This is a genomic window from Streptomyces hokutonensis (assembly GCF_000376565.1).
GTDB lineage: Bacteria > Actinomycetota > Actinomycetes > Streptomycetales > Streptomycetaceae > Streptomyces > Streptomyces hokutonensis.
The window spans coordinates 121764-148321 of record NZ_BARG01000025.1; the positions used below are offsets into that span (position 1 = coordinate 121764).

Genomic DNA, 26558 nt, shown 5'->3' on the forward strand with positions numbered 1-26558 from the left:
TCACCCGCAGCAAATTCCGGCATTCTCCGCGCCTCTCCGCATGTCCCCGCACGTCAATTCGGCACGTGCCGCAGGCAGTGACCGGGAACGGACGGTCAATTTCCGTTTCCGCTCGCTCCTTTGGCGGGCGATCAGTAGCCTCAGCTCGAACACCGGATCGCCTACGCCTTGGAGAGATACATGGAGCGTCCCGCCTGGGCACCACGAAGCATCGACATCTCGGTGCCGAGCGTTTCGCGTATCTACGACTACTACCTGGGCGGTTCGCACAACTTCGAGGTCGACCGGGAGGCGGCCCGCAAGGCCATGGAGTTCCTCCCGGGACTTCCCAAGATCATGCAGGCGAACCGGGCGTTCATGCGTCGCGCCGTACGCTTCGCGGCGGCCGAGGGCATCACCCAGTTCCTCGACATCGGCTCCGGAATTCCCACCTTCGGAAACGTCCACGAGGTGGCCCAGGAGGCCAGCCCGGGCGCCCATGTCATGTACGTCGACCACGACCCGGTGGCGGTCGCCCACAGCCAGGCGGTCCTCGCCGGCAACGCGACCGCGGACGTCGTCGCGGCCGACCTCCGCAAGCCCCAGGAGATCCTGGCGAGCGCCGAGGTTCAGCGCCTGATCGACGTGAATCGGCCAGTGGCCCTCCTTCTCGTTGCCATACTGCACTTCGTGGAAGACGCGGACGACCCGTACGGAGCGGTGGCACAGCTGCGCGACGCACTCGCGCCCGGCAGCCTGCTGATCCTCACGCATGCCTCGTACGAGGGAATCCCGTTGCCACCGGAGCGGGCGGAGGGCGCGGTGGACGTGTACAAGGACATCCGCAATCCGCTGATCATGCGCTCGCGCGAGGAGATCGCGCGGTTCTTCGAGGGGTACGACATGGTGGAACCCGGACTGGTGCCGATGCCGGACTGGCGGCCCGACACCGCACCGGAGGACGAGGATCCGTATTCCTTCTCCGGATTCGCCGGCGTAGGACGCACGGCGTGATCGCGGAGCCGGACGGGCCGGAGGACAGACTGCGCAGGTTCGCGACCATCTGGAGCCGGGCGGTGTTCCCGGCGACCTCGACCTCGCTGACCCGCCCGGAGTTCGAGGAGCGACTCCTGCCGCTGGCACGGCGGTTGAGCGAGGCGCTGGGCGCCAGGAACCTCGACGCCGAGGAGGGCAAGGCGGTCGGCGCCGCCCTCGTCGCCGCGCACTGCACCGACCCGGACGCCCTCAGCCGGACCCTGGAGTGCGTCGACGCCTACCTGGTGCTCTACTGCGGCGGCGACGGCCCCCAGGAGGACCTGCGGATCCGCTCGGCCCGCCTCCAGCACGCGATGGCCGCCGGCTTCGCCCAGGAGCTGCGCGAACGCACCCTCGCCGAGCAGGAGGCCATCTCGGTGGCCGCCCTCCAGGCCCAGGGCGTCGTCGCCCAGGCCCTGCACGCGACGGAGGCCCGCTTCCGCGCGGTCTTCGAGGGCGCGGCCATAGGAATCGGCATGGCCGACCTCGAAGGCAACATCCTCCAGGTCAACGGCGCGCTGCTGCGCATGTTCGGGATCTCCGACCAGACCATGGGCGGACGCAACGTCCGCGAGTGGACCCACCCGGACGACGCGCCCCAGACCTGGACCCTCTACGACGAACTCGTCCGCGGCGAGCGCGAGCACTACCACGTCGAGAAGGCGTTCTACCGGCCTGACGGAACGGTCCTGTGGACCAACCTCACCGTCTCCCTGCTGCGCGACGCCGACGGCAATCCGCAGTACCAGCTCGCCCTCATGGAGGACACCACCGAGCGCCGGCTGCTGAACCTGCGGCTGCGCTACGAGGCGACCCACGACGCCCTCACGGGCCTCCCCAACCGCACCCTGTTCTTCGAACGCCTGGAGAAGGCGCTCGGCGCGGGCGACAACCAGCGGTTCGGGCTGTGCTACCTCGACCTCGACGGCTTCAAGACCATCAACGACAGCCTCGGCCACGCGGCTGGCGACCGGCTGCTCGTCGAGGTCGCCGACCGGCTGCAGTCCTGCGCGACCGCGCCCGGCGAGATGGTCGCCCGGCTCGGCGGCGACGAGTTCGTGGCGCTGACCACCGGCCCCGACACCGAGCGCGAGGTCGACGAACTCGCCGGCCGCATCATGAACGCGCTGATCACCCCGGTCAGCATCGACGGCCGTGACCTCACCGTGCGCGGCTCGATCGGCATCGTCGAGGGCCCGGCCGGCGAACGCGGCCCGGCGGAGGTGCTGCGCAGCGCCGACATCACGATGTACCGGGCCAAGTCGGCGGGCGGCAACCGCTTCGAACTCGCCGACCCGGAGGCCGACGCCCGCGCCATCACGCGCCACGGTCTGACCACGGCACTCCCGGCGGCCCTGGACCGCAACGAGTTCTTCATCGAGTACCAGCCGCTGGTCCACCTCGGCGACGGCAGCGTGCGCGGCGCCGAGGCCCTGGTCCGCTGGCTGCACCCGCAGCACGGCGTGCTCGGCCCCGACCGGTTCATCCCGCTCGCCGAACACACGGGCCTGATCGTGCCGTTGGGCCGCTGGGTCCTCGACCAGTCCGTCCGCCAGGCCAAGCAGTGGCAGGAACGACACGGCGGCAACGACGCCACCGGCCCGCTGCGCATCAACGTCAACCTCTCGCCCTGCCAGCTCAGCCACCCCGGCCTGGTGCAGGACACCGTCGACATCCTGGAACGCGCGGGCGTCAGCCCCGACGCCCTCTGCCTGGAGGTCACCGAGTCCGCGCTCATCGGCGCCGACGACGACCTCCTCAAGCCGCTGCGGCGCCTCGCCGAGATGGGTGTCGACATCGCCCTCGACGACTTCGGCACCGGCTACTCCAACCTCGCCAACCTCCGCCGCCTGCCGGTGAGCATCCTCAAGCTGGACCGCTCCTTCACCCAGGGCATGCAGCAGTTCCCGGCCGACCCCGTCGACCTCAAGATCGTCGAGGGCATCGTCTCCCTCGCCCACAGCCTGAACCTCGCGGTGACGGTCGAGGGCGTCGAAACGGGCGCGCAGGCCGAGCAGTTGCGGATACTCGGCTGCGACACGGCCCAGGGCTGGTACTACGCCCGCCCCGGCCCGCCGGAGCGGCTGCACGAGCTGGCGCTGATGGACGCGACGGGCTGAGCGACCGCTGCCTCAGGGCAGCGGGATCGACCGCAGGCTGCGATGAGTGCCCGCCTGCACGACGACATGGTCCGGGTCCCCGCCCGGCACGGCGAGCCTGGGGTATTCCCCGCCCCTCGCCTGTGAGTACCGCGGGGACAGGTGCGGCGCGGCGTCGCCGGTCCCCTTCGGACCGGCGCGCAGGTCGATCGAGACCACCCGGTCCCTGACGGCGGCGTCGTTGCGGGGGGTGAAGGTGAGGAACCGGTCACCCGCCAACTCCCCCTCCTCCGTGGTGTCGTCGTAGCTCCACAGCCTCTTGGGGTGGACGAGGTCGTACGCGTTCCAGGAACCGGTGCTGGAGTCCTCCGCGTTGGCCTCGTACAGCACGAGCACACCGTCGGACGAGATCACCCCGCGCTCGGGTTTGTCTCCCGTGTCCTCGGCCGTCTTCAGCGGCCGGAGCGTGTCCGGGTCGAGGCGCTGGAGCGGCGGAAAGGTGTCCTCCGCGGAGTACGGGCTGCCGGTGCACACGAGGTAGTGGCCGCCGGTGATGAGGTAGTCGCACTCGACGCCCTGGGGACTGGTCGCCACGGTGTTGCCGGTACGCGCGTCGCGCGCGGTGACCTCGGTGCCGTCGGTGGTGTAGACACGGCCCCCGAAGACGGCCATGTCCCCGTACGGATCCGCCGCGACGCTGTGGTGCCACAGCGATGTGCCGTCGGACGCCCGGAAGGCGACCAGGGTGATGACCTTCGTGCCCGCCGTCGGGGTCTCAAGAACGTAGACGGTCCCGTCCGCCACCCTGATGACCACCGGGAAGGCGGAGCCGTCGGTCAGTGGACGCGTCCAAGCCGCCTTGCCCGTGCGCAGATTCGCCGCGCGCAGCGTCTTGCCGGAACTGGTCACGGCCCGCTCGGTGGCCGAGTCGACGACCAGATCCGCGTCCTTGCCGCGCCCGGCAGGTGGAACGGTCCAGGTGACCTCGCCGGTGCTCCTTGACCGCCCGACCAAACCGCCGGAACCGGTGCGGCACACGACCTGGTGAGCCGTCGCCTCGCAACGGCCCTCCGCCGCGGAGTAGTTGGCGGTCCACGCGTTCCACCCCGTGCCGGCGGCGGTCGGCGAGGCGCTGGGCGTTCCGGATGCCGAGACCGTCGTCCGGTGCGACTCACCGGAAGGCGTGCCTCCCGAACCCGAGCAGCCCGCGAGTATCAGCCCGACCAGCGGCACACCGGCCAGCCATGTTCTTCGCATCTCTGGTTCCCCCCTCGTACGCGAAAGGTTCATCGTACGGACGATCAGTGCTCCAGCAGCATCCGCTGCAACTCCCTGGCCGCCCGCGGCGGCGCCACATCGCTGCGATGCGCGAGCGCGATCGTCCGGTGCAGCCCGGGCCGGGCCAGCGGGGTCACCCGCAGCCCCCGCCCGGACTTCGTCGCGACCATGCGCGGCACCACGGCCACGCCGAGCCCCGCCCGCACGAAGCCGAGGACCGCATCCATCTCGCCGCCCTCCACCGCGAAGTCGGGTTCGAAGCCCTCGGCGCGGCACGCGGCGACGGTCAGTTCGCGCAGGTCGTAGCCGTGCCGGAACATCACCAGGCGCTCACCCTCCAGGTCGGCGATGCGGACGGTACGGCCGCGGCCGGGTACCGGCGCCTCCGGTGACGACACGACGACCAGGTCCTCGCGCAGCAGCTCCACCGTGGTCAGCGCCGGTGACGGGGTGGGCAGCGGCAGGACCACTAGGGCCAAGTCCAGGGCGCCGCGCGCGAGTTCCCGTACGAGGTCGTGCGAACCGCCCTCCTCGATCAGCAGCCGGATGCCCGGATAACGGTCGTGGAAGGCCCGCAGCACGTCCGGCAGCAGCCCCGTGCACAGGCTCGGGGTCGCGCCCAGGCGGACCCGGCCGCTGCGCAGCTGGACCAGTTCGAGGACCTCGTGCCGGGCCGTGTCCGCGTCGGCCAGGATGCGGCGCGCGAGCGGCAGCAGCGCCTCGCCCGCGTCCGTGAGCGTGATATTGCCCCGCGCCCGCAGGAACAGATCCGCGCCCAACTCCCGCTCCAGCGCCTTGATCTGCTGGGACAGCGAGGGCTGCGCGACATGGACGAGATCGGCGGCCCGGGTGAAGTGCCGGGTCTCGGCGACGGCCACGAAGTACTGGAGCTGCTGGAACTGCATGCAGCGATGATAGCCGTAGCCTATGGAATCCAGGCGGATCATGTCTTGGACCGATCGACCTTCCGGGACCTAACGTCCGTAGACATGGCTCTGGCAACGCGGACGGACCGACGGCCGTCGATGGCGCGCACGGTGTGGGACAGCTCCGTCGGCAAGAAGACAGTGATGGCCGTCAGCGGCCTGATCATGCTGCTGTACCTGGTCGTCCACATGATCGGGAACCTGAAGATCTTCTTCGGCGCGGGCGAGTTCAACCACTACGCCCACTGGCTGCGCACCGTCGGCGAGCCCTTCATGCACTACGAGTGGACGCTCTGGCTGATCCGGATCGTCCTGGTGGTCGCCGCCATCGCGCACGCCGTCTCCGCGTACCAGCTCAGCCGCCGCGACATCAGGGCGCGTCCCAGCAAGTACGTGCACAAGAAACCCCGGGCGACCTACGCGACCCGCACCATGCGCTGGGGCGGGATCATCCTCGGCCTGTTCATCGTCTGGCACATCCTCGACCTGACGACCGGCACCGTGCACTCCGGCGGCTTCCAGGAGGGTCACCCGTACCAGAACGTCGTGGACACCTTCTCCACCTGGTACGGCGACACGATCTACATCGTCGCGATGCTCGCCCTCGGCCTGCACGTCCGGCACGGCTTCTGGAGCGCCGCCCAGACCCTCGGCGCCGGCAGCCGCAGCCGCGACCGCGCCCTGAAGACCGTCGCCAATGTCCTCGCGCTGCTGCTCACGGCCGGCTTCATCGCCGTCCCCGTGGGCGTCATGACCGGAGTGGTGAGCTGAAATGACCTCTGAATACGCGGACTTCACGACCGGCGAACCCGTCACCGACACCAAGGCACCCACCGGCCCCATCAACGAGCGCTGGGACACCCGCCGTTTCGAGGCCAAACTCGTCAACCCCGCCAACCGGCGCAAACACACGGTGATCGTCGTCGGCACCGGCCTCGCGGGCGGTTCGGCGGGCGCCACACTCGCCGAACAGGGCTACCACGTCGTCCAGTTCTGCTACCAGGACTCCCCGCGCCGCGCCCACTCCATCGCCGCCCAGGGCGGCATCAACGCGGCGAAGAACTACCGCAACGACGGCGACTCCGTCCACCGCCTCTTCTACGACACCGTCAAGGGCGGCGACTTCAGGGCGCGGGAGTCCAACGTGCACCGCCTGGCGCAGATTTCGGTGGAGATCATCGACCAGTGCGTGGCGCAGGGCGTGCCCTTCGCCCGCGAGTACGGCGGCCTCCTCGACACCCGCTCCTTCGGCGGCGTCCAGGTGTCGCGCACCTTCTACGCCCGAGGCCAGACAGGGCAGCAACTCCTGCTCGGCGCCTACCAGGCGCTGTCCCGGCAGATCGCCGCCGGCAACATCGAGATGCACCCGCGCACCGAGATGCTCGACCTGATCGTCATCGACGGCAAGGCGCGCGGAATCGTGGCGCGCGACCTCATCAGCGGCCGTATCGACACCTACTTCGCGGACGCCGTCGTCCTCGCCAGCGGCGGCTACGGCAACGTCTTCTATCTGTCGACGAACGCCATGAACTCCAACGCCACCGCCGTCTGGCGGGCGCACCGGCGCGGCGCGCTCTTCGCCAACCCGTGCTTCACACAGATCCACCCCACCTGCATCCCGCGCACCGGCGAGCACCAGTCCAAACTCACGCTGATGAGCGAGTCGCTGCGCAACGACGGCCGGATCTGGGTGCCGAAGGCCAAGGGCGACCAGCGTCCGCCCAATCAGATCCCCGAGGACGAGCGCGACTACTACCTGGAGCGCATCTACCCGTCCTTCGGCAACCTCGTGCCGCGCGACATCGCCTCCCGCGCCGCGAAGAACGTGTGCGACGAGGGCAGGGGCGTCGGTCCCGGCGGACAGGGTGTCTACCTCGACTTCGCCGACGCCATCGAGCGGATGGGCCGCAAGGCCGTCGAGGAGAAGTACGGCAACCTCTTCGACATGTACGCCCGGATCACCGCCGAGGACCCGTACACGGTCCCCATGCGGATCTATCCCGCCGTGCACTACACGATGGGCGGTCTCTGGGTCGACTACGACCTCCAGACCACCATCCCGGGCCTGTTCGCGATCGGCGAGGCCAACTTCTCCGACCACGGCGCGAACCGCCTGGGCGCCTCCGCGCTGATGCAGGGCCTCGCCGACGGCTACTTCGTGCTCCCGGCGACCATCAACGACTACCTGGCCCGCCACCCCGGACACGAGGAGATCGGCGTCCAACACCCCGCCGTACAGGAGGTGTTGGCCGAGACCGAGGACCGCATCAACCTGCTCCTGGCAGTGGACGGCGACCGTACCCCGGACTCCTTCCACCGTGAACTCGGCGAACTCATGTGGGAGTTCTGCGGGATGGCCCGCACCGACAGCGGACTGCGCAAGGCGCTGGAACGCATCCCGCAGATCCGCGAGGAGTTCTGGCGGCGGATCAAGGTCCCGGGCACCGGCGAGGAGTTCAACCAGTCGCTGGAGAAGGCGAACCGTGTCGTCGACTACCTCGAACTCGCCGAGCTGATGTGCCTCGACGCGCTCAACCGCGCCGAGTCCTGCGGCGGCCACTTCCGCGAGGAGTCGCAGACCCCGGACGGCGAAGCGGCGCGCAGGGACGAGGAGTTCGGCTACGCGGCCGCCTGGGAGTTCACCGGCACCGGATCGTCTCCCGTGCTGCACAAGGAAGACCTGGTCTTCGAGTACGTCCACCCCACTCAGCGGAGCTACGCATGAAGCTCACCCTGCGCGTCTGGCGGCAACGCAACGCAGACGCCGAAGGCGCCATGTCCACGTACCAAGTGGACGGAATCTCCAGCGACATGTCGTTCCTGGAGATGCTCGACACCCTCAACGAGGAACTCATCCTCAAGGGTGAGGACCCGGTCGCCTTCGACCACGACTGCCGCGAGGGCATCTGCGGCGCGTGCAGCCTGGTCATCAACGGCGACGCGCACGGCCCCGAGCGCACCACCACCTGCCAACTCCACATGCGGTCCTTCCAGGACGGCGACACGATCGACATCGAGCCGTGGCGCGCCTCGGCCTTCCCGGTCGTCAAGGACCTCGTGGTGGACCGCTCGGCCTTCGACCGGATCATCCAGGCGGGCGGCTACATCACCGCGCCGACCGGCGCGGCCCCCGAGGCCCACGCCGCACCGGTGCCGAAGCCGGACGCCGACTTCGCCTTCGAGCACGCGGAGTGCATCGGCTGCGGGGCGTGCGTGGCCGCCTGCCCCAACGGCGCCGCGATGCTGTTCACCTCCGCCAAGGTCAACCACCTCAACGTCCTCCCGCAGGGCGCGCCCGAGCGCGAGACGCGGGTGCTGGACATGGTGGCGCAGATGGACGAGGAAGGCTTCGGCGGCTGCACGCTGGCCGGCGAGTGCGCGACCGCCTGCCCGAAGGGCATCCCGCTGGTGTCCATCACAGGGATGAACAAGGAATGGCTGCGGGCGACGCGCAAGGTGGCCAAGCGCTAGACGTCCCAGCTCACCGAACGTTCGCCGGCAGGGTGCGGACGGGCGGAGCCGGAGTGGTGCTCGCTTCCGGCTCCGCCAAGCACCCCTGGCATTCAACAACCCCACATCGTCTCTCTCTTCGCGGGTCACGCCACGGACAGTCGGCGTCGGCACAACAGGTAAGGCGGCACCGCTCGCCGCCGAGCCGCCCCGGCCCGTGACCAGGAGAGAGCCATGACCGGCGTTTCCACCCTCGACCGTCCCTCGCAGCCCGCCGCGCCGACCCGCTACACCGTCACGCTCGCCCGCGACGAGGACGATGTGCGTGCCGCGCAGCGGCTGCGGCACGACGTCTTCGCCGAGGAGATGGGCGCCCACCTGGCCAGCCCGCAGCCCGGTCTGGACGTCGACGCCTTCGACGCCTACTGCGACCACCTGCTCGTCCGCGACACGGTCACCGGCCAGGTGGTCGGCACCTACCGGCTGCTGCCGCCGGAGCGCGCCGCGGTCGCCGGACGGCTCTACTCGGAGAGCGAGTTCGACCTCGCCCCCCTCGACTCGATCCGCCCGGGCCTCGTCGAGGTCGGCCGCTCCTGCGTCCACCCCGACCACCGCGACGGCACGGTCATCGGCCTCATCTGGGCCGGCATAGCCCGCTACATGGTCGACCGAGGCCACGAATGGCTGGCAGGCTGCTGCTCGATCCCGCTCGCCGACGGCGGCGCCCTCGCCGCCGGCACCTGGGACCGGGTCAGCGCCAAGCACCTCGCCCCCGAGGAGTTCCGGGTCCGCCCGCTGCTCCCCTGGAGCCCGGACGGCGTCACCCGCCCCACCGACCGCGTCGAACTCCCGCCGCTGCTGCGCGGATACGTCCGCCTCGGCGCCTGGGTCTGCGGCGAGCCCGCCCACGACCCGGACTTCGGGGTCGCCGACCTGTACGTGCTGCTGTCGATGCGCCGGGTCAACCCGCGCTATCTGCGGCACTTCCTCTCGCTCGTCCCGGCCTGATGAGCGTCTGGCTGCCCAGCGCGCCCTGCACCCCCAGGACGTGCATCGGGCCGACGGGGTCCGTCACGGCCGTACCGCGCGCCGTGCTGCGATTCGTGGCCGTACTGGTCGTGGTGGCCGCCGGGGCCGCCCTCACCCCCATCGGCGGGCGCATCCCGGCCCGCGCGGTGCGCTGGTGGTGCCGGACGATCGTCCGGGCCGCCGGCATCCGGCTCCGTATCACCGGCAGCACGACGCCCACCGGCGGACTGCTGCTGGTCGCCAACCACATCTCGTGGCTGGACATCCCGCTGATGGCCGCCGTACGCCCGGCCCGCATGCTGGCCAAGGCCGAGATCCGGCACTGGCCCGTCGCGGGGACACTCACTGCGGGCAGCGGCGCCCTGTTCATCGACCGTGACCGGCTGCGGGCCCTGCCCGAGACGGTCGCCGCCATCGCGGGCGCCCTGCGTGCCGGCGGAGCGGTCGCCGTCTTCCCCGAGGGCAGCACCTGGTGCGGCCTGGCCCAGGGGCACTTCCGGCGGGCCGTCTTCCAGGCCGCGCTGGACGCCGGCGTACCCGTCCAGCCGGTCGGCCTGCACTACCTGACCGACGGCGGTACGGCCAGCACCGCGCCCGCCTTCGTCGGCAGCGACTCGCTGCTCACCTCGGTGTGGCGGGTGGTGTCGACCCGCGGACTGGTCGCCGACGTCGAGGTGGGGGCGACCATAGCGCCCGGCAGCCACCCCGACCGCCGTTCCCTCGCCCACGCCGCGCAGACCGGGGTCTCGGGCCGGGCCCACCACCCGGACCACTGCACCTCGGTGGCGCGGACACCCGTGAAAATTCGCAGGACGACGCGGAGGCGTCCTGCTAGCGTCGCGGCCATGAGGATCATCAGGCACACCGGCACCGCGACCGCGCGAGCGACCAGCTCGCCGGCCGCCGACGCCTGACCTCACTCACCTCTCCCGGCGGCCGGAAACGGACCGCCGGGACGTGTCGTTTCCAGCCTCTTCGCAGGTCTCCCCGCGGTTCCTTTCCGGTCCCCACCCGACCCGAAGGACCCACCGCCGTGAACACCGAAGACACCGTCCGCACGTTCCTGGACTTCTACCGAGAGCGCGGACACGAGCCGATCACCGGCAGCACCCTCCTGCCACCGCCGTCCGACCCGGTCCTCTTCACCACCTCCGGCATGCACCCGCTCACGCCGTACCTCCAGGGCCGCCCCCATCCACAGGGCCGACGCCTGGTCAACGTCCAGCGCTGTCTGCGCACCACCGACCTCGACGAGGTCGGCGACCCCACCCACCTCACCGTGTTCGAGATGCTCGGCTCCTGGTCGCTGGGCGACTACGACCATCCGCAGAGCCTGCGCTGGGGGTACGAGCTGCTGCGGGACGGCTTCGGCATCCCGAGCGAGAAGCTGTACGTCACCGTCTTCGACACCGACCTCGAATCCCTCGACACCTGGCGGGAGTTGGGCCTCCCCGTGGAGCCGACCCAGGACGAGAACTGGTGGTCCAACGGACCGACCGGCCCCTGCGGCCCCGACTCCGAGATCTTCTTCTGGACCGGCGACGGCCCGCCGGAGGGGCGCCCGACCACCGACTCGCGCTGGGTCGAGATCTGGAACCACGTGCACATGCGGTACGAACGTCGCGAGGACGGCGAACTCGTGCCGCTCCGGCAGGTCAACGTCGACACGGGCATGGGGCTGGAACGGTTCGTCTCCGTCCTCCAAGGCCGCCGGTCGGTCTATGAGACGGATCTGTTCGAACCGTGGATGCGGCTGGTTCCACCGCTCTGGGATCTGGACGAGCCCTCGGTGCGGGTGGTCTGCGACCATCTGCGGTCGAGCGTCGTGGTCCTCGGCGACGGGGTGCGGCCGTCCAACACCGGGCGGGGGTATGTCCTACGGCGGCTGGTGCGGCGGTTGCTCACGGTTTTGCGGCGCGATGATCCCTCGCGCACGCTGGGTGATCTGCCGGGGGAGCTGGTCGAGCACACGCTCGACCATTTTCGGCAGTCGCTCGGGGGCGGTGTCGTGCGGGGCGTGTTGATGGATGAGGAGCGGCGGTTCGGTCTGCTGCTGGAGCGGGGACGGCGGGTGTTGTCGCGGCCGGAGTTTCGGAGGCCGCTGAGCGAGGAGGACTTTCGGTATCTGCACGACACTCATGGGTTGCCGCGTGATTTGGTGAACGGATTGAAGGGGCAGTAGTTCGGCTGCGGGTGCGTGGGGGCTGGTCGCGCAGTTCTCCGCGCCCCTGAAGACAAGGGTGATTATGCGAGGGCGTTTGCCAGATAGGGAGCCGTAGTGCTCCCCGGCGCCCCCGCCACATCTCTCGGTCGGCCCGTTGCCGCGATCCGGCCGTCGTCCAAGTCGATCACCCAGTCCGCGCCCGCCACCACCGCCATGTCGTGTTCGACCACGACCACGGTGTGGCCGGCGTCGACCAGTCCGTGGAGTTGGCGTAGCAGGACCTCGACGTCGGCCGGGTGGAGGCCGGTGGTCGGTTCGTCGAGGAGGTAGAGGGTGTGGGCGTGTCGGACGCGCTGCAACTCGCCGGCCAGTTTGATGCGTTGGGCCTCGCCGCCGGAGAGCTCGGTGGCGGGCTGGCCCAGCCGGAGGTAGCCGAGGCCGACATCAAGGAGTGTGGTGAGGCTGCGGGTCACGGCAGGGGTGTCCGTGTCCGCGAAGAAGTCCGCCGCGGCCTCCACCGTCAGGTCGAGGACCTGCGCGATGTTCCGTTCCCGGTACGTGACTTGGAGTGTCTCGGGGTTGTAGCGGGCACCGCCGCAGTCCGGGCAGGATGCGTAGGTGCTGGGGAGGAAGAGGAGTTCGACGCTGACGAAGCCCTCGCCCTGGCAGGTCTCGCAGCGGCCGCCCGGCACGTTGAAGGAGAACCGGCCTACGCCGTAACCCCGTTGCCGTGCCTCGTCGGTGGCCGCGAACACCTTGCGGACGACGTCGAAGAGGCCGGTGTAGGTGGCGAGATTGGAGCGTGGGGTGCGGCCGATCGGTTTCTGATCGACCGACACCAGGCGTCCCACGCCCGGCAGTTCCTCGCTGATCTCGCCGATCAGGGTCGACTTCCCGGAGCCCGAGACACCGGTGACCGCGGTGAACACGCCCAACGGGAACTCCGCGGTCACGTCCCGCAGGTTGTGCCGGGTGACCGGGCCGACCTTCAACTCGCCCCGGGGGGAACGGACTTCGCGGGACGGTACGGGGGAGCGGTCGAAGAGGAAGCGGGCGGTCGCCGACTCCTTCACCTTCGCCAGGTCGGCCACCGGTCCGCTGTGCAGTACCCGACCGCCGTGCTCGCCGGCCAGCGGGCCCACGTCCACCAGCCAGTCGGCGGCGCGCATGACGTCGAGGTGGTGCTCCACGACGAACACCGAGTTGCCCGCGGCCTTCAGCCGGTCCAGCACCGTGAGCAGGGCCTCGGTGTCGGCGGGGTGCAGTCCGGCCGACGGTTCGTCGAGGACGTAGACGACACCGAAGAGACCGGAGCGCAACTGCGTTGCCAGGCGCAGGCGTTGGAGTTCGCCGGGGGAGAGGGTGGGGGTCACGCGGTCCAGGCTGAGGTGGCCGAGGCCGAGTTCGAGGACGGGGGTGATGCGGGAGGTGAGATCCTCGGTGAGGACTCGGGCCGCCTCCGAGGTGCCGCCCAGGGCGCCCGCCAACTCCGCCAGCGGGAGCGCGGCCAGGTCGGCGATCGTACGGCCCGCGACGGTCACCGCCAGGGACTCCGCGCGCAGTCTGCTGCCTCCGCAGACCGGGCAGGGGGCGCTGGTCAGGAAGCGCTCCGCCTTGGCCCGTAGGGTCGGGCTCTTCGTGTCCGCGAAGGTCTTCATGACGTAGCGGCGGGCGCTCATGTACGTGCCCTGGTACGGGCGTTGGATACGGTCGGCGTCCCGGACCGGATGGACCGTGACCACCGGCTGCTCGTCCGTGAACAGGATCCACTCCCGCTGTTCGGCGGGGAGTTCGCGCCACGGCACGTCCACGTCGTGGCCGAGGGTGTCCAGGATGTCGCGCAGGTTCTTGCCCTGCCAGGCGCCCGGCCAAGCGGCGATCGCGCCCTCGCGGATCGAGAGGGAGGGGTCCGGGACCAGGGACTCCTCGGTCGTGCGGTGCACCCGGCCGAGGCCGTGGCACTCGGGGCACGCGCCCGCCGCCGTATTGGGGGAGAAGGCGTCCGAGTCGAGGCGTTCGGCGCCGGGCGGGTAGTCGCCGGCGCGGGAGAACAGCATCCGGAGGGAGTTGGAGAGGTTGGTGACCGTGCCCACCGAGGAGCGGGAGGTGGGGGTCGAGCGGCGCTGCTGGAGCGAGACGGCGGGCGGAAGACCGGTGATCTCGCCGACCTTAGGGGCGCCGACCTGGTGGATCAGCCTGCGGGCGTACGGCGCGACCGACTCGAAGTAGCGGCGCTGGGCCTCGGCGTAGATCGTGCCGAAGGCGAGGGACGACTTCCCGGAACCGGAGACGCCCGTGAACACGGCCAGCACGTCCCGTGGGATGTCGACGTCGACGCCCTGGAGGTTGTGCTCGCGGGCGCCGCGGACGCGGACATAGGGGTCGTGGGGGCTGTGCATGACCCGGCGAGTCTATGCGACCCCGCCCTGTGACGCCCGCTGACCTGCGGGGGTGCGGTGGTGCCCGGGCTGTGCCACGTTGGAAGGCACGGATGCCAGTCGCCGCACGGAAGGTCCGTGGTCATGAGCACTCCCGGATTCGGTTTCGGACGCAGCCCCTTCGAGGATTTCGACGAGCTGATGTCCCGGTATTTCGGCGGCTCGGGCCCGGCGGCCCCCTCGCGCCGGGCGCAGCGCGTCGACATCGGCAGCCTGCTGTCCGAGCGGGCCCGGGAACTGGTGGCGCAGGCGCGGGACATCGCGGCCGTGGAGGGCAGCGAGGAACTCGACGCCCGGCATCTGCTGGCCGCCGCCACCGAGCAGGACTCCACCCGGCGGCTGCTCACCGAGGCGGGCGCCGACCCCGACCGGATCCGGGAGCGGCTCGCCGCCGGGGCCGAGGGCGGCCCGAAGACCGAACCCGCCACGCTCACCCCGGCCGCCAAGCGCGCCCTGCTCGACGCCTACCGGATCTCCCGCGCCGAGAACTCCTCGTACATCGGCCCCGAGCACCTGCTGCGGGCCCTGGCCGCCAACCCCGAGTCGGCCGCGGGACAGGCACTCGCGGGCAGTGGCTGGGCGGATGCCGGGCCGGCCACCGGGGCCGAGCCCGAGCGGAAGCGGCCGAGCAGCACGCCGACCGTCGACGAGTACGGGCGTGATCTCACCGAGGACGCCCGCGCCGGACGGCTCGACCCGGTGATCGGGCGGGACGAGGAGGTCGAGCAGACCATCGAGGTGCTCTCCCGGCGCAGCAAGAACAACCCCGTCCTCATCGGCGACCCCGGCGTCGGCAAGACCGCCGTCGTCGAGGGCATCGCCCAGCGGATCGTCGCCGGGGACGTGCCGAAGACCCTGGAGGGCAAGCGGCTCGTCTCGCTCGACCTGGCCGGGATGGTCGCCGGCACCAAGTACCGGGGCGAGTTCGAGGAGCGGCTGAAGAAACTCCTCGACGAGGTGAGCGAGCACGGCGACGAACTGGTCCTGTTCCTCGACGAGTTGCACACCGTCGTCGGTGCGGGCGGCGGTGGCGACGGCGCCCTCGACGCCGGGAACATGCTCAAACCCGCCCTGGCACGCGGCCAGTTGCACCTCATCGGCGCCACCACCGTCGACGAGTACCGCAGGTACATCGAGAAGGACTCCGCGCTGGAGCGGCGCTTCGCGCCCCTCCTCGTGGGCGAGCCGACCGTCGACGACACCATCGAGATCCTGCGCGGACTGCGCGACCGCTACGAGGCCCACCACCAGGTCCGGATCACCGACGAGGCGGTCGTCGCGGCGGCCGAACTCTCCGACCGCTACATCACGGCCCGCTTCCTCCCCGACAAGGCCATCGACCTGATGGACCAGGCCGCGGCCCGGGTACGGCTGCGCGCGAAGACCCCGCAGTCCGACACCCGCGAGACCGAGGACCGGCTCGCCGCCCTGAACCGGGAGAAGGACCAGGCCGTCGCCGACGAGGAGTACGAGCGGGCCAGGGAACTCCGCGACCGGATCAAGGAGACCGAGGCCGAGCTGAAGGCGGGCGGCGACTTCACCGAGGAACAGGTGCCCAGGGTCACCGCCGAGGACATCGCGGGGGTCGTCTCCCGCACCACCGGCATCCCCGTCGCCCAGCTCACCGAGGAGGAGCGCGCCCGGCTGCTGAAACTGGAGGAGCACCTCCACGAAAGGGTCGTCGGGCAGGACGAGGCCATCACCGCCGTCGCCCGCGCGGTCCGCCGCGCCCGGGCCGGCATGAGCGACCCGAACCGGCCCATCGGCAGCTTCCTCTTCCTCGGCCCCACCGGAGTCGGCAAGACCGAACTCGCCCGCGCCCTCGCCGCCGCCCTCTTCGGCGACGAGAGCCGCATGATCCGCCTCGACATGAGCGAGTTCCAGGAACGGCACACCGTCTCCCGCCTGGTCGGCGCCCCGCCCGGATACGTCGGCCACGAGGAAGCCGGCCAGCTCACCGAGGCCGTCCGCAGGCAGCCGTACGCCGTGCTGCTGCTCGACGAGGTCGAGAAGGCGCACCCCGACGTCTTCAACACGCTGCTGCAACTCCTCGACGACGGGCGGCTGACCGACTCGCAGGGCCGTACGGTCGACTTCAAGAACACCGTGGTGATCATGACGTCGAACATCGGCGCCGACCGCATCCTCGCCGCGGGCGTCGACGACTACGCCAAGGTCCGGGAGTCGGTCATGCCCGTCCTGAACCAGCACTTCCGGCCCGAGTTCCTCAACCGCATCGACGAGATCATCGTCTTCCGCGGCCTCGAACGCGCCCAACTCCGCGAGGTCGTCGACCTGTTGCTGGAACACACCCGGCGCCAGCTGCACGCCCAGGACGTCACCCTGGAAGTGACCGACGCGGCGGCGGATCTGCTCGCCGACCTCGGATATCAGCCCGACTTCGGCGCCCGCCCGCTGCGCCGCACCATCCAGCGCGAGATCGACGACCGGCTCGCCGATCTGCTCCTCGCCGGTGAACTCGGCGCGGGCGACCGGGCGTTGGTCGACGCGGCCGACGGCACGATCGAGGTAGGGGCACGCCAGGCGGCCGATCACTAGTCGCGCCGTATTCGCATCCCTTCGGGAGACAGGTATGAGCAGTTATCGAGTCGCGCAAGTCGGCGTCGCGGGCGGCGGGTTCGAGGTGGTCGAGCGTGAGGTGCGGCAGCCGGGCCCCGGCCATGTGCGGATCGCCGTGGAGGCCTGCGGGATCTGCCACAGCGACACCTTCTTCGTCAACGCCGGGGTGCCCGGCGTGAGCTTCCCGCTCGTCACCGGGCACGAGATCGCCGGGCGGATCGACGCGCTAGGCGAGGGCACCTCGGACCGGGGCTGGCGGGTCGGCGACCGGGTGGCGGTCGGCTGGTTCGGCGGCAGCTGCGGCTACTGCACCCCTTGCCGGCAGGGCGACTTCATCGTCTGCGAGAACCTGAAGGTGCCCGGCTGGGCCTACGACGGCGGCTTCGCCGAGATGACGGTCGCGCCGGTCGACGCGCTCGCCAGGATTCCCGAGGGCCTGTCGGCGACCGCCGCCGCGCCCATGGGCTGCGCGGGCGTGACCACCTTCAACGGGCTGCGGCGCAGTGCGGCGGGGCCGGGCGACCTGGTGGCCGTACTCGGGCTCGGCGGTCTCGGTCACCTGGGGGTGCAGTACGCGGTCGCGATGGGGTTCGAGACCGTGGCGATCGCGCGCGGTGCCGAAAAGGCGGACTTCGCCAAGCAGTTGGGCGCGCACCACTACGTCGACAGCACGGCGGACACCGAAGTCGCCGAGGCGCTGCGGGAGTTGGGCGGTGCGAAGGTGGTGCTGGCCACGGCGGGCAACGCCGAGGCCGCCGCGGCGACCGTGGAGGGGCTGAGGCCCCGTGGTGAGCTGGTGGTCATCGGGGCGGACAACGCGCCGTTGGAGATCAGCCCGCTCCAACTCCTCATGAGCGCCAAGGTGGTTCGGGGCCATCCGTCCGGCACCGCCCAGGACGTGCAGGACACGCTGGCCTTCAGCGCCCTGCACGGGATCCACCCGATGGTGGAGACCGTACCGCTGGAGCAGGCCGGCGAGGCCTATGAGCGGATGCTGTCCGGCGCGGCCCGCTTCCGGATGGTGCTCACCCCCTGAGTGAGGCCAGCCGCCGGTAGGAGTCCAGCAGGGCTTCGCGGTCGTAGGTGCTGGTGGTGACGAGAACTTCGTCGGCGCCGGTCTCCTTCAGCACCGTCTCCAGCTCGTGGGCCACCTGTTCCTCGGTGCCCGCGAGCTGTCCGGTGAGCCCGGCCTCGTAGAAGCCGAACTCCTTGTCGGACATGGCCAGTTGCTCCACCCGCTCGGCGGGCGGGAGCGGCGGGAAGGTGCCGTGGGTGCGCGAGTACGCCATCGACCAGGCCTCCGGCACGAGGAGCCGGCGGGCCGCCTCGGGGGTGGCGGCCACGGCGATCGTGCCCGAGACGACGACGTACGGCTCGGCGGCCCAGGGGGAGGGGCGGAAGCGGTCGCGGTAGTGGTCGATCCCGCGGCGCATCTTGTCCCGGTTGCGCAGGTCGCCGATCACCATCGGCAGCCCGGCGCGGGCCGCGATGTCGGCGCCCTCGCCCATCGCGAGCACGAACGGCGGGACGCTCAGGCCCTCCGAGGGCCGCGCGTGCGCGCCGGTCGGCGAGGTGCCCCGGAACCAGCCGAGGAGTTCGTCGAGTTGTCCGGCGAAGTCGTCGGCGTCGTCCTTGTCGCGGTCCAAAGCCTTGCGCACGCCGTCGGTGAAGCCGACCGAGCGGCCGAGGCCCATGTCGATCCGGCCGGGGAAGAGTGACTCCAGCACCCCGAACTGCTCGGCCACGACCAGAGGTTGGTGATTGGGCAGCATCACCCCGCCCGTCCCGACCCGGATGGACCGGGTGGCCGAGGCGACGGCGGCGGCCAGCACGGTCGGCGCGGAACCGGCGACCCCGGGCACACCGTGGTGCTCCGACACCCAGAACCGGTGATACCCCAGCCCCTCGACCTCCCGCGCCAGCCGCACGGTGTCGCGCAGCGCCTCCGCGGGCGGGTGCCCCTCGCGGGTGCGGGAACGGTCCAACACGGAGAACGGGGTCGAGGCGATCAAGGAGCTCACATGGAGTTCAACGCCCGGCGGCCCCCGGCATTCCCCGGGCCGGCCGGACCGCTCACCGCCGAGACCGTACGCGCGCGTCCCGTGGCGGGTCGATGAACTGCAACTCCAGCGTCACGGGCGGCTCCGCGAGCCCCGGCCCGCCCGCCGCCGCCCACTCCAGCACGTCCTCCGTGCAGTCGTCGTCCATCGCGAACCCGACCCAGGTCGGCCGCCCGCCGGCCCGGCGCCCCGCGGCCGACGGCTGGACCACGATCACATTGGCCTGGTCGCACGGGCCGAGACAGTCCGTCGTACGCACCGCGAAACCGTGCTCTGCGGCCCCGGCCCGCAGCCGTTCCAACTGCCAGGCGTGGTCGGTGCCCGGGTGCTTGCGCGGGTCGCCGCAGCAGCAGCCCCGGCAGACGACCAGAGTGCAGGGCCGTTCACGCGCGGCGCCTATGAGGAACGTACGGGGAGCGGGAGTTGCGGCAGACATACGAGAAGCATGAGGCCAGGGCCTCGGGCGGCCGCCGCCGGGGTGCGGCGGCTGTCTAAAGTGGCCCGGTGACAGCTGACAGCAGGCGGCCCCTCGCCGTGTTCGACCTCGACAACACCCTCGCCGATACGGCGCACCGGCAGCGGTTCCTGGAGAACAAGCCGCGCGACTGGGACGGCTTCTTCGGCGCCGCGCCACAGGACCCGCCGTTGGCGGAGGGCGTCGCGCTCGCGCTGGAGTGTGCCGAGGAGTGCGAGGTCGTGTATCTGACCGGGCGGCCCGAGCGCTGCCGGCGCGACACGCTCGAGTGGCTCGCCGCGCAGGGGCTGCCCGAGGGGCGGGTCTTCATGCGGCGCAACGACGACCGTCGGCCCGCTCGCCGCACCAAGCTGGAGATCCTCGAGCGGCTCGCCCGGGACCGGGACATCAGGGTTCTCGTGGACGACGACGAGCTGGTCTGCGACGACGCCGAGCGGGCCGGGTTCAGGGTCGTACGAGCCCGTTGGACCGTTCCATCCGCCGCGCTGGAGGCGGCGCAGGAGGGGGAGGGCCGGACCTGAGAGGACGGTGGTGCCTGCTCCGACCTCCTCTCGCCTTGACGCATTCCCATATCGGCATACGATAGCTGTCATGGCACGAGCAGCGACGACGTCGGACGTCTTCAACGCGATCGCCGAGCCGCAGCGCCGGGAGATCCTGGCGCTGCTGCGGGCGGGCGAGCGGCCGGTGACCGAGTTGGCGCACGAGCTGGGGATGAGCCAGCCGGGTGCGTCCAAGCATCTGCGGGTGCTCCGGGAGGTAGGCCTGGTGCGGGTCCGCGAGGCGGGCAAGCAGCGGCTGTACGGTCTGGACGCCCGCGGGCTGCGGCCCGTCCACGAGTGGGCCGGCGGATTCGAGCGGTTCTGGAACGAGAGTTTCGACCGGCTGGACACCTATGTGCAGGACCTCAAGCAGGCACGGCAGGAGGACTGACCGATGGCAGGGACAAGGCAGGAAACGGGGGCGGAGTCGGCTACGGCCGAGCGGGAGATCGTGATCTCCCGGGTCATCGACGCCCCGCGGGAGCTGGTGTTCGAGGCGTTCACCGAGGTCAGGCATCTGTCGCGGTGGTGGGGGCCGGACGGGTTCACCACCACCACGCGGTCCTTCGAGTTCCGTGAGGGCGGGGAGTGGGTCTTCGTGCTGCACGGGCCGGACGGGACCGACTACTCGGAGTGGATCCGCTGGACGCGGATCGTCCCGCCGGAGCGGATCGAGCTGCTGCACGGCGAGACCCGCGACGACCCGAACGCCTTCGAGTCGGTCCTGACCCTCGCGGCGGACGGCGCGGCGACCCGGATGGTCATGCGCACGCTGTTCCCGACCAAGGAAATGCGCGACGAGGCGGCCGAGAAGTACCACGCGATCGAGGGCGGCGAGCAGACCCTTGGCAACCTGGCGGCCTACGTCACCGACCTCGCGCGGAAGGCGGTGGAGGGCTGATGGCCGGCAAGGTGTTCTTCAGCGTGTCGATGTCGCTGGACGGCTTCGTCGCGCCCGAGTCCGTGCCCGACGAGCTCACGCTCTTCGCGCCCGAGCGACGGGACGACCCGGACGTCCAGCGCTGGCTGGGGCAGTGGACCGAGCTGCAGCAGTGGGTGTTCCCGCTGCGGTTCTTCCGGGAGAACCTCAAGATGGGCGAGGGCGGCGAGGAAGGCCTCGACAACGACATGGCGCGGGAGACGTTCGAGCGGACCGGCGCGAGCGTCATGGGCAGGCGCATGTTCGACCTCGGCGAGCGGTCCTGGCCGGAGGAGGCTCCCTTCCACACCCCGGTCTTCGTGGTGACGCACAGCAAGCGCGACCCGTGGGAGCGGCCCGGCGGCACCACGTTCCACTTCGTCGACGACGGCATCGAGCACGCCCTCGACCAGGCCCGCGAGGCCGCCGGCGACCGCGACGTCCGCATCGCGGGCGGCGGCACGACGATCCTGGAGTACCTGAACGCGGGCCTGGTCGACGAGTTCTCGATCACGCTGTCCCCGGTGCTCTTCGGCACCGGCACCCGGCTGTTCGACGGCGTGGACGCGTCCAGGATCGCGCTGGAACCGGTCCGCTCGCAGCCGTCTTCGCGGGTGACGCACCTGACCTACGCGGTGCGCCGACGGTAGCTCCGGCCGTCAGTCCTCGTCCTCGATGCGGAAGCCGACCTTCAGGCCGACCTGGTAGTGCTCGATCTGCCCGTTCTCGATCTGGCCCCTGACCTGCGTCACCTCGAACCAGTCGAGGCTGCGCAGGGTCTGGGCGGCGCGGGCGACGCCGTTGCGGATGGCCTGGTCGATGCCCTCGTGAGAGGTGCCGACGATCTCGGTGACCCGGTACGTGTGGTTGGACATGCGGGTACTCCTCTCGGCCGTGACGGGCGCGTCACGCGTCACTCCACCGTGCCCCAAGGTGCGGCGGTACGCGAGACGGCCCGTCACCCGATGTCAGCGCACCACGCTCAGTGACAGCGCGAAGCGGCCCTCCCGGTCGGTCCACCAGTGGGCCAACTCCAGTCCCGCAGTGGAGAGTTCGGTCCGCACGCCCTCCTTGCGGAACTTCGCCGAGATCTCGGTGCGCAGTTCCTCGCCGGCCGCGAAGTCGACGGCGAGATCGAGCGCCGGGATCTTCACGGTCTGGTCCGTGCGGGACCGCAGCCGCATCTCGATCCACTCGTTCTCGGCGTCCCAGAGGGCCACGTGGTCGAAGGCGCCGGCGTCGAAGTCGGCGCCCAGCTCGCGGTCGACCACGGTCAGGACGTTCTTGTTGAACGCGGCCGTCACCCCGGCCGCGTCGTCGTACGCCCGGACCAGGACCTGTTCGTCCTTGACCAGGTCCGTGCCCAGCAGCAGCGCGTCGCCGGGTGAGAGCAACGCGCGGAGACCGGCGAAGAACGTGGCGCGTTCGGCCGGCAGCAGGTTGCCGATCGTGCCGCCCAGGAACGCCAGCAGGCGCGGTCCCGGTGTCTCCGGGAGCGTGATCGCGCCGGTGAAGTCGGCGATCAGGGCGTGTACGTCCAGGCCCGGCCGTTCCGCGACGATGGCGTGCCCGGCCTGCGTGAGCGCGCTCTCGCTCACGTCGACGGGGACGTACAGGGCCAGGTCGGTGAAGGCGTCGAGGAGGTGACGCGTCTTGTCCGAGGAGCCGGAGCCCAGCTCGACGAGTGTCCGCGCGCCGGTCGCGGCGGCGATCTCGCCGGCCCGGTCGATGAGGATCTCCCGTTCCGCGCGGGTCGGGTAGTACTCGGGCAACTCGGTGATCTGCTCGAAGAGTTCGCTGCCGTGGGCGTCGTAGAACCACTTCGGCGGCAGGGTCTTCGGGGTGCGGGTCAGGCCGTGCAGGACGTCGGCGCGCAGGGCCGCGTCGGTGGCGTCCTCGGGCAGGGTGCGGGTGAGAAGGAACGGGCTCACGTACGGGGCTCCTTCGATGGTGCGAGGTCTTTCAGGGGGGTGAGGAGGACCTCGGCGCGGGTCGCGGTGAGCAGAGTGCGGTCGGGGACCTCCTGCCAGTGCGGGTCGTCGTCGTAGGGCTCGGAGGCCACGACCGTGCGGCGGCCGGGCTCCGAGAGGTACCAGAGGGTGTCGCCCCAGGCCGTCGCGGCGATCGAATCGCCGTTGGTGACAAGGAGGTTGAGGCGCGAGCCGGGGGCGGCATGGGCCACCTCCAGCACCGTGTCGGCCAGCGCCTGGCCCTCCTCGTCGCCCGCCCGCAGTCGGCCGAGGACCAGCGCCCACACGAGCGCCGAGTCGCAGCGGGCCTCGAGGGACAACAGGTCGACCGGGGGCAGGCGTTGGGCGAGCGCGGCGAGCGTCTGGGGCCAGCCGGTGACGGCGCCGTTGTGGCTGAACAGCCAGGGGCCCGCGGCGAACGGAGCCGCCGCGGCCTCCCCGTCCGCGCCCGCGAACGTCGCGTCCCGTACGGCGGCCAGCAGCGCCCCCGTACGGACCACGCGGGCCAGGTCGGCGAAGGACTGGTCGCCCCAGATGGGCACGGCCCGCCGGTAGCGGCCCGGCACCGGGTCGCCCTCGGCGTACCAACCCACCCCGAAACCATCGGCGTTGACCGTCCCGTGCTGCTGCCGGCGCGGTTCCCAGGACTGGCGGTACAGGCTGTGCTCCGGGTCCACGAGGAGCCGGCCGAGCGGCTCCTCGGGTCCCAGGTACGCCAGATGACGGCACATCAGACGGCTCCCGAGCGGGCGGTGCGGAACCCGGAGAAGATCTGCCGCCGGATCGGATAGTCCCAGTTGCGGAACGTGCCCCGGCAGGCCACCTCGTCCACGGCGAACGAACCGCCGCGCAGCACCTTGTACTCGGGGCCGAAGAACACCTCCGAGTACTCCTTGTACGGGAACGCCCTGAACCCGGGGTAGGGCAGGAAGTCGCTCGACGTCCACTCCCACACGTCACCGATCAACTGGCGTACGCCCAGCGGTGATTCGCCCGCCGGATAGCTGCCCGCGGGTGCCGGGCGCAGGTGGCGCTGGCCGAGGTTGGCGTGTTCCGGGGCCGGGTCTGCGTCGCCCCACGGATAGCGCATCGAGCGGTCGGACGTCGGGTCGTGGCGGGCCGCCTTCTCCCACTCCGCCTCGGTGGGCAGCCGGCGTCCGGCCCAGCGGGCGTACGCGTCGGCCTCGTACCAGCACACGTGCACCACCGGCTCGTCGAGCGGCACGGCCTCCGTGACACCGAACCGGCGGCGCAGCCACTGGCCCGCCTCCCGGCGCCAGAACAGGGGTGCCACAAGGGAGTTGCGGCGGACGTGTGCCCAGCCCTCCTTCGTCCACCAGCGCGGATCGTCGTAGCCGCCGTCCTCGATGAACGCCAGATACGCGCCGTTCGTCACCGGGGTCGTGTCGATGTAGAAGGGGGCCACCTCGCGCCGGTGCGCGGGCTTCTCGTTGTCGAGGGCCCACGGCTCGGTGGAGGTGCCCATGGTGAACGGGCCGCCGGGGACGAGGACTTCGGACGGACCGGTGAACAGCGGTACCGGTTCCGGGTCCGGAGCCGTCAACGCCTGAGGCCCTGTACGGAGTTGATGGGTGATCAACATTGTTTCGTCGTGCTGCTGTTCGTGCTGGGCGACCATCCCGAAGGCGAAGCCCGCCTCCGTCAGCCGCGACCCGCGGAACGCCGAGTCGGCGAGTACGTCCGTCACCCGGCCGCGCACCTCGGCCGCGTACTGCCGGGCCTCCGCGGGCGGCAGCAGCGGCAGCGAGGGGCGTTCGGAACGCGGGTGCTCGAACGCGTCGTAGAGGCCGTCGATCTCGGGGCGCATCGCGTCCCGGCCGCCGACGGCGCGGAGCAGCCACAGCTCCTCCTGGTTGCCGATGTGCGCGAGGTCCCAGACCAGCGGGGACATCAACGGCGAGACCTGCGCGGTGAGTTCGGGCTCGTCCACACAGCTCGTCAGGAGCGTGGTGCGGTCCCGGGCCGTGGTGAGGGTGGTCAGCGCCCGTTCCCTGAGCGCCTCGATATCGATGTCATCAACGGTGGTGTCGGCGTCGGTCATGTGCGGATGTCCTTCCCGTGCGGGCGGCTGTCCGTGCCACGCACGCGGTCGAGCAGATCGTCGGCGGGGCAGCGGCCCCGGATGACATAGCGGTCGAAGTACGCGCGGACGGCGTCCACGACCCCGGCGCTCGCGCCCAGCCGGGGCAGCGCCTCCAGTGCCGTCGCGAAGCAGACGAGCGCCACCTCGTGCAGCTCCGGGTCGGACAGGCCGTAGCGGGCCGCGTCGATCCACAGCGGATTGTGCGGCGCGGGCAGCCCCAGGGACCGTTCGGCCAGCGGCTTCACGGCCCGGTACGCGGTCTCGGCGGCCTCCGGGTCGTCGAACAGCGCCGTCGTCACGGCCAGCGGCACGATCCAGCCGTCGTCCCCGGGCTGCGCGTCGATCATGCGCAGTTCGAGATGGCCACGGGGTCTGACCGGCGGGAACAGGGTGGTGAGGTGATAGTCGAGGTCGTCACGGGTCGGGGGCGTCGAGGACCGGGTCCACTCCCGGAACGTGAGCCCCTCGGGCACGTCCCACGGGCCGTCCTCGCGCCGGACGCACATCACCGGCGAGTCGAGGACGTGCTCCGCCCAGGCGCCGCGCGGCTCCGCGTCCAGCGGGGGCGCGCCGGCCCGCCCGGGGCCGATCTCCATCCAGATCAGCTGCCGGGAGGAACGCCAGCCCGTGGGGCTGCGGCCGACCAGCGGGGAGTTGGCGAACGCGGCCACCAGCACCGCGCCCAGCTGGTGCGCCAGCCACCAGCGCCGCCCGTGGCCGAGCGGCCCCGGCTCCTCGTAGCCGGCGTCCAGACACACCTGCACGGACGCCGAGCTGCACATCATGCGGCGGCCGGCGGGGCCCGTGCGGTCGAGGCAGCGCTCCATCGCGTCGTAGCGCGGCTCGTGCAGGAACCGGCGCGGCGGGTGCCAGGGATCGTGGCCGACGCCGACCAGCCCCAGGTTGTCGCGGGCCAGCACCGCGCGGACGGTGTCGAGGTCTTCGGAGACGGTACCGATGCACTCCATCAGGGAGGCGGCGGGCGACGAGCTCAGTTCCAGCTGGCCGCCGGGCTCGACGGTGAGCGCCGACCTCAGGTGCACGGTCCTCAACGCGGCATAGGCCGCTTCGAGTCGTTCGGGTGTCACGGGGAGCTGCGGGAGACGCAGCTCGTGGACGAGCCATTCCACTTCGACCCCGAGGGTTCGGGGCGGACCGGTCTTGAAGCAGATGCCCCTGACCAGGGCCTCCACCTCGGGTTCGGTGACCGCGGTACGGGGCTCCGTACAGTCGCTACAGTCACTTGCCGTATCGGACATGTCGGGATCCTCCTGAGATTCCACCATGCCACCGGCCCGGTTTCGGTTGGGCCCGGGCCGGCACACTCGTACCACCCAAGACCCTCACGGCTAGTCGCACAAGGGTGCGTATTGCCACGTTCGGGATCGGTAATCTCCGGTTCGCCGGCCGTTCGCGGAGCCCGGAAACTCCGTTGCACCGCACGACCAGCATCGCTCAGGATGCTGGTATGAGCACGACGGGGGAGAACACGGGGGAGATCGCGGGGCGC

The 26558-nt window shown here is 71.0% G+C and carries 24 protein-coding genes; 14 read left to right on the top strand and 10 right to left on the bottom strand.

Going from position 1 to position 26558, the window contains the following annotated elements:
* The first annotated feature begins 180 nt into the window (after window positions 1-180).
* Together SSP08S_RS14530 and SSP08S_RS14535 are read left to right on the top strand one after the other, a co-directional pair.
* Window positions 181-993: an SAM-dependent methyltransferase gene (locus tag SSP08S_RS14530; RefSeq protein WP_019068339.1), complete on the top strand. Its 813-nt coding sequence runs from the start codon at window positions 181-183 to the stop codon at window positions 991-993.
* A complete protein-coding gene (locus tag SSP08S_RS14535) occupies window positions 990-3134 on the top strand; it encodes a putative bifunctional diguanylate cyclase/phosphodiesterase (protein ID WP_019068340.1) in 2145 nt (714 codons plus the stop codon). The genes SSP08S_RS14530 and SSP08S_RS14535 overlap by 4 nt, the downstream gene beginning before the upstream one ends.
* Window positions 3135-3146: 12 nt before the next feature.
* Here SSP08S_RS14535 and SSP08S_RS14540 read toward each other — a convergent pair whose 3' ends face one another.
* Together SSP08S_RS14540 and SSP08S_RS14545 are read right to left on the bottom strand one after the other, a co-directional pair.
* Window positions 3147-4370 (bottom strand): outer membrane protein assembly factor BamB family protein, encoded by a 1224-nt coding sequence (locus SSP08S_RS14540; RefSeq protein WP_026178489.1) that lies wholly within the window; start codon window positions 4368-4370, stop codon window positions 3147-3149.
* A 44-nt stretch (window positions 4371-4414) separates the two neighbouring features.
* Entirely contained in the window at window positions 4415-5296 is an 882-nt protein-coding gene (locus SSP08S_RS14545; RefSeq protein WP_019068342.1) for a LysR family transcriptional regulator, read from the bottom strand.
* A gap of 120 nt (window positions 5297-5416) precedes the next feature.
* Here SSP08S_RS14545 and SSP08S_RS14550 point away from each other — a divergent pair, with 120 nt between their 5' ends.
* The 6 genes from SSP08S_RS14550 to SSP08S_RS14575 all read left to right on the top strand — a co-directional run bounded on the left by SSP08S_RS14550 (window position 5417) and on the right by SSP08S_RS14575 (window position 11978).
* Window positions 5417-6088 carry a succinate dehydrogenase gene (locus tag SSP08S_RS14550; protein ID WP_019068343.1) on the top strand — a complete coding sequence of 224 codons (672 nt, stop codon included), beginning with the start codon at window positions 5417-5419 and terminating at the stop codon, window positions 6086-6088.
* 1 nt (window position 6089) lies between these two features.
* A complete protein-coding gene (locus tag SSP08S_RS14555; protein ID WP_019068344.1) occupies window positions 6090-8042 on the top strand; it encodes a fumarate reductase/succinate dehydrogenase flavoprotein subunit in 1953 nt (650 codons plus the stop codon).
* On the top strand, window positions 8039-8788 hold the full coding sequence (locus SSP08S_RS14560; RefSeq protein WP_019068345.1) for a succinate dehydrogenase/fumarate reductase iron-sulfur subunit: 750 nt from the start codon (window positions 8039-8041) through the stop codon (window positions 8786-8788). Before SSP08S_RS14555 ends, SSP08S_RS14560 begins: the two co-directional genes overlap by 4 nt.
* Window positions 8789-9001: 213 nt before the next feature.
* Entirely contained in the window at window positions 9002-9775 is a 774-nt protein-coding gene (locus SSP08S_RS14565; protein WP_019068346.1) for a GNAT family N-acetyltransferase, read from the top strand.
* Window positions 9775-10710 carry a lysophospholipid acyltransferase family protein gene (locus SSP08S_RS55320; protein ID WP_019068347.1) on the top strand — a complete coding sequence of 312 codons (936 nt, stop codon included), beginning with the start codon at window positions 9775-9777 and terminating at the stop codon, window positions 10708-10710. The genes SSP08S_RS14565 and SSP08S_RS55320 overlap by 1 nt, the downstream gene beginning before the upstream one ends.
* A gap of 119 nt (window positions 10711-10829) precedes the next feature.
* Window positions 10830-11978 carry an alanine--tRNA ligase-related protein gene (locus tag SSP08S_RS14575; RefSeq protein WP_019068348.1) on the top strand — a complete coding sequence of 383 codons (1149 nt, stop codon included), beginning with the start codon at window positions 10830-10832 and terminating at the stop codon, window positions 11976-11978.
* Window positions 11979-12040: 62 nt separating this feature from the next.
* Here the strand turns inward: SSP08S_RS14575 and SSP08S_RS14580 are convergent, their stop codons facing one another.
* Entirely contained in the window at window positions 12041-14359 is a 2319-nt protein-coding gene (locus tag SSP08S_RS14580) for an ATP-binding cassette domain-containing protein (protein WP_019068349.1), read from the bottom strand.
* A 123-nt stretch (window positions 14360-14482) separates the two neighbouring features.
* Here SSP08S_RS14580 and SSP08S_RS14585 point away from each other — a divergent pair, with 123 nt between their 5' ends.
* A complete protein-coding gene (locus SSP08S_RS14585; protein WP_019068350.1) occupies window positions 14483-16957 on the top strand; it encodes an ATP-dependent Clp protease ATP-binding subunit in 2475 nt (824 codons plus the stop codon).
* A gap of 34 nt (window positions 16958-16991) precedes the next feature.
* Window positions 16992-18014: an alcohol dehydrogenase catalytic domain-containing protein gene (locus tag SSP08S_RS14590; RefSeq protein ID WP_019068351.1), complete on the top strand. Its 1023-nt coding sequence runs from the start codon at window positions 16992-16994 to the stop codon at window positions 18012-18014.
* On the opposite strand, the gene SSP08S_RS14595 is transcribed toward SSP08S_RS14590, so the two are convergent.
* Together SSP08S_RS14595 and SSP08S_RS14600 are read right to left on the bottom strand one after the other, a co-directional pair.
* Window positions 18004-18999, bottom strand: coding sequence for an LLM class flavin-dependent oxidoreductase (locus tag SSP08S_RS14595; protein ID WP_019068352.1), 996 nt, complete (start codon window positions 18997-18999; stop codon window positions 18004-18006). The genes SSP08S_RS14590 and SSP08S_RS14595 overlap by 11 nt on opposite strands.
* Window positions 19000-19051: 52 nt before the next feature.
* The gene (locus SSP08S_RS14600) at window positions 19052-19474 is read right to left on the bottom strand and encodes a hypothetical protein (protein ID WP_043259453.1); all 423 of its coding nucleotides are present in this window, start codon (window positions 19472-19474) and stop codon (window positions 19052-19054) included.
* Between the two features lie 68 nt (window positions 19475-19542).
* Between SSP08S_RS14600 and SSP08S_RS14605 the strand changes: the two genes are divergently transcribed.
* From SSP08S_RS14605 to SSP08S_RS14620, 4 genes are all read left to right on the top strand, one after another.
* Window positions 19543-20034 carry a phosphatase domain-containing protein gene (locus tag SSP08S_RS14605; RefSeq protein WP_026178491.1) on the top strand — a complete coding sequence of 164 codons (492 nt, stop codon included), beginning with the start codon at window positions 19543-19545 and terminating at the stop codon, window positions 20032-20034.
* Between the two features lie 70 nt (window positions 20035-20104).
* The gene (locus SSP08S_RS14610) at window positions 20105-20446 is read left to right on the top strand and encodes an ArsR/SmtB family transcription factor (RefSeq protein WP_019068355.1); all 342 of its coding nucleotides are present in this window, start codon (window positions 20105-20107) and stop codon (window positions 20444-20446) included.
* Window positions 20447-20449: 3 nt separating this feature from the next.
* On the top strand, window positions 20450-20956 hold the full coding sequence (locus tag SSP08S_RS14615) for an SRPBCC family protein (protein WP_019068356.1): 507 nt from the start codon (window positions 20450-20452) through the stop codon (window positions 20954-20956).
* Complete coding sequence (locus SSP08S_RS14620) at window positions 20956-21624, top strand: dihydrofolate reductase family protein (RefSeq protein ID WP_019068357.1); 669 nt, start codon at window positions 20956-20958, stop codon at window positions 21622-21624. The genes SSP08S_RS14615 and SSP08S_RS14620 overlap by 1 nt, the downstream gene beginning before the upstream one ends.
* A 9-nt stretch (window positions 21625-21633) precedes the next feature.
* Here SSP08S_RS14620 and SSP08S_RS14625 read toward each other — a convergent pair whose 3' ends face one another.
* The 5 genes from SSP08S_RS14625 to egtA all read right to left on the bottom strand — a co-directional run bounded on the left by SSP08S_RS14625 (window position 21634) and on the right by egtA (window position 26307).
* Window positions 21634-21849 (bottom strand): dodecin, encoded by a 216-nt coding sequence (locus SSP08S_RS14625; protein ID WP_019068358.1) that lies wholly within the window; start codon window positions 21847-21849, stop codon window positions 21634-21636.
* Between the two features lie 93 nt (window positions 21850-21942).
* Window positions 21943-22905, bottom strand: coding sequence for an L-histidine N(alpha)-methyltransferase (egtD, locus tag SSP08S_RS14630; RefSeq protein WP_019068359.1), 963 nt, complete (start codon window positions 22903-22905; stop codon window positions 21943-21945).
* Window positions 22902-23675, bottom strand: coding sequence for an ergothioneine biosynthesis protein EgtC (gene egtC / locus SSP08S_RS14635; protein WP_019068360.1), 774 nt, complete (start codon window positions 23673-23675; stop codon window positions 22902-22904). The genes egtD and egtC overlap by 4 nt, the downstream gene beginning before the upstream one ends.
* On the bottom strand, window positions 23675-25006 hold the full coding sequence (gene egtB, locus SSP08S_RS14640; protein ID WP_019068361.1) for an ergothioneine biosynthesis protein EgtB: 1332 nt from the start codon (window positions 25004-25006) through the stop codon (window positions 23675-23677). Before egtB ends, egtC begins: the two co-directional genes overlap by 1 nt.
* On the bottom strand, window positions 25003-26307 hold the full coding sequence (gene egtA / locus SSP08S_RS14645; RefSeq protein WP_019068362.1) for an ergothioneine biosynthesis glutamate--cysteine ligase EgtA: 1305 nt from the start codon (window positions 26305-26307) through the stop codon (window positions 25003-25005). The genes egtB and egtA overlap by 4 nt, the downstream gene beginning before the upstream one ends.
* Between the last annotated feature and the right edge of the window lie 251 nt (window positions 26308-26558).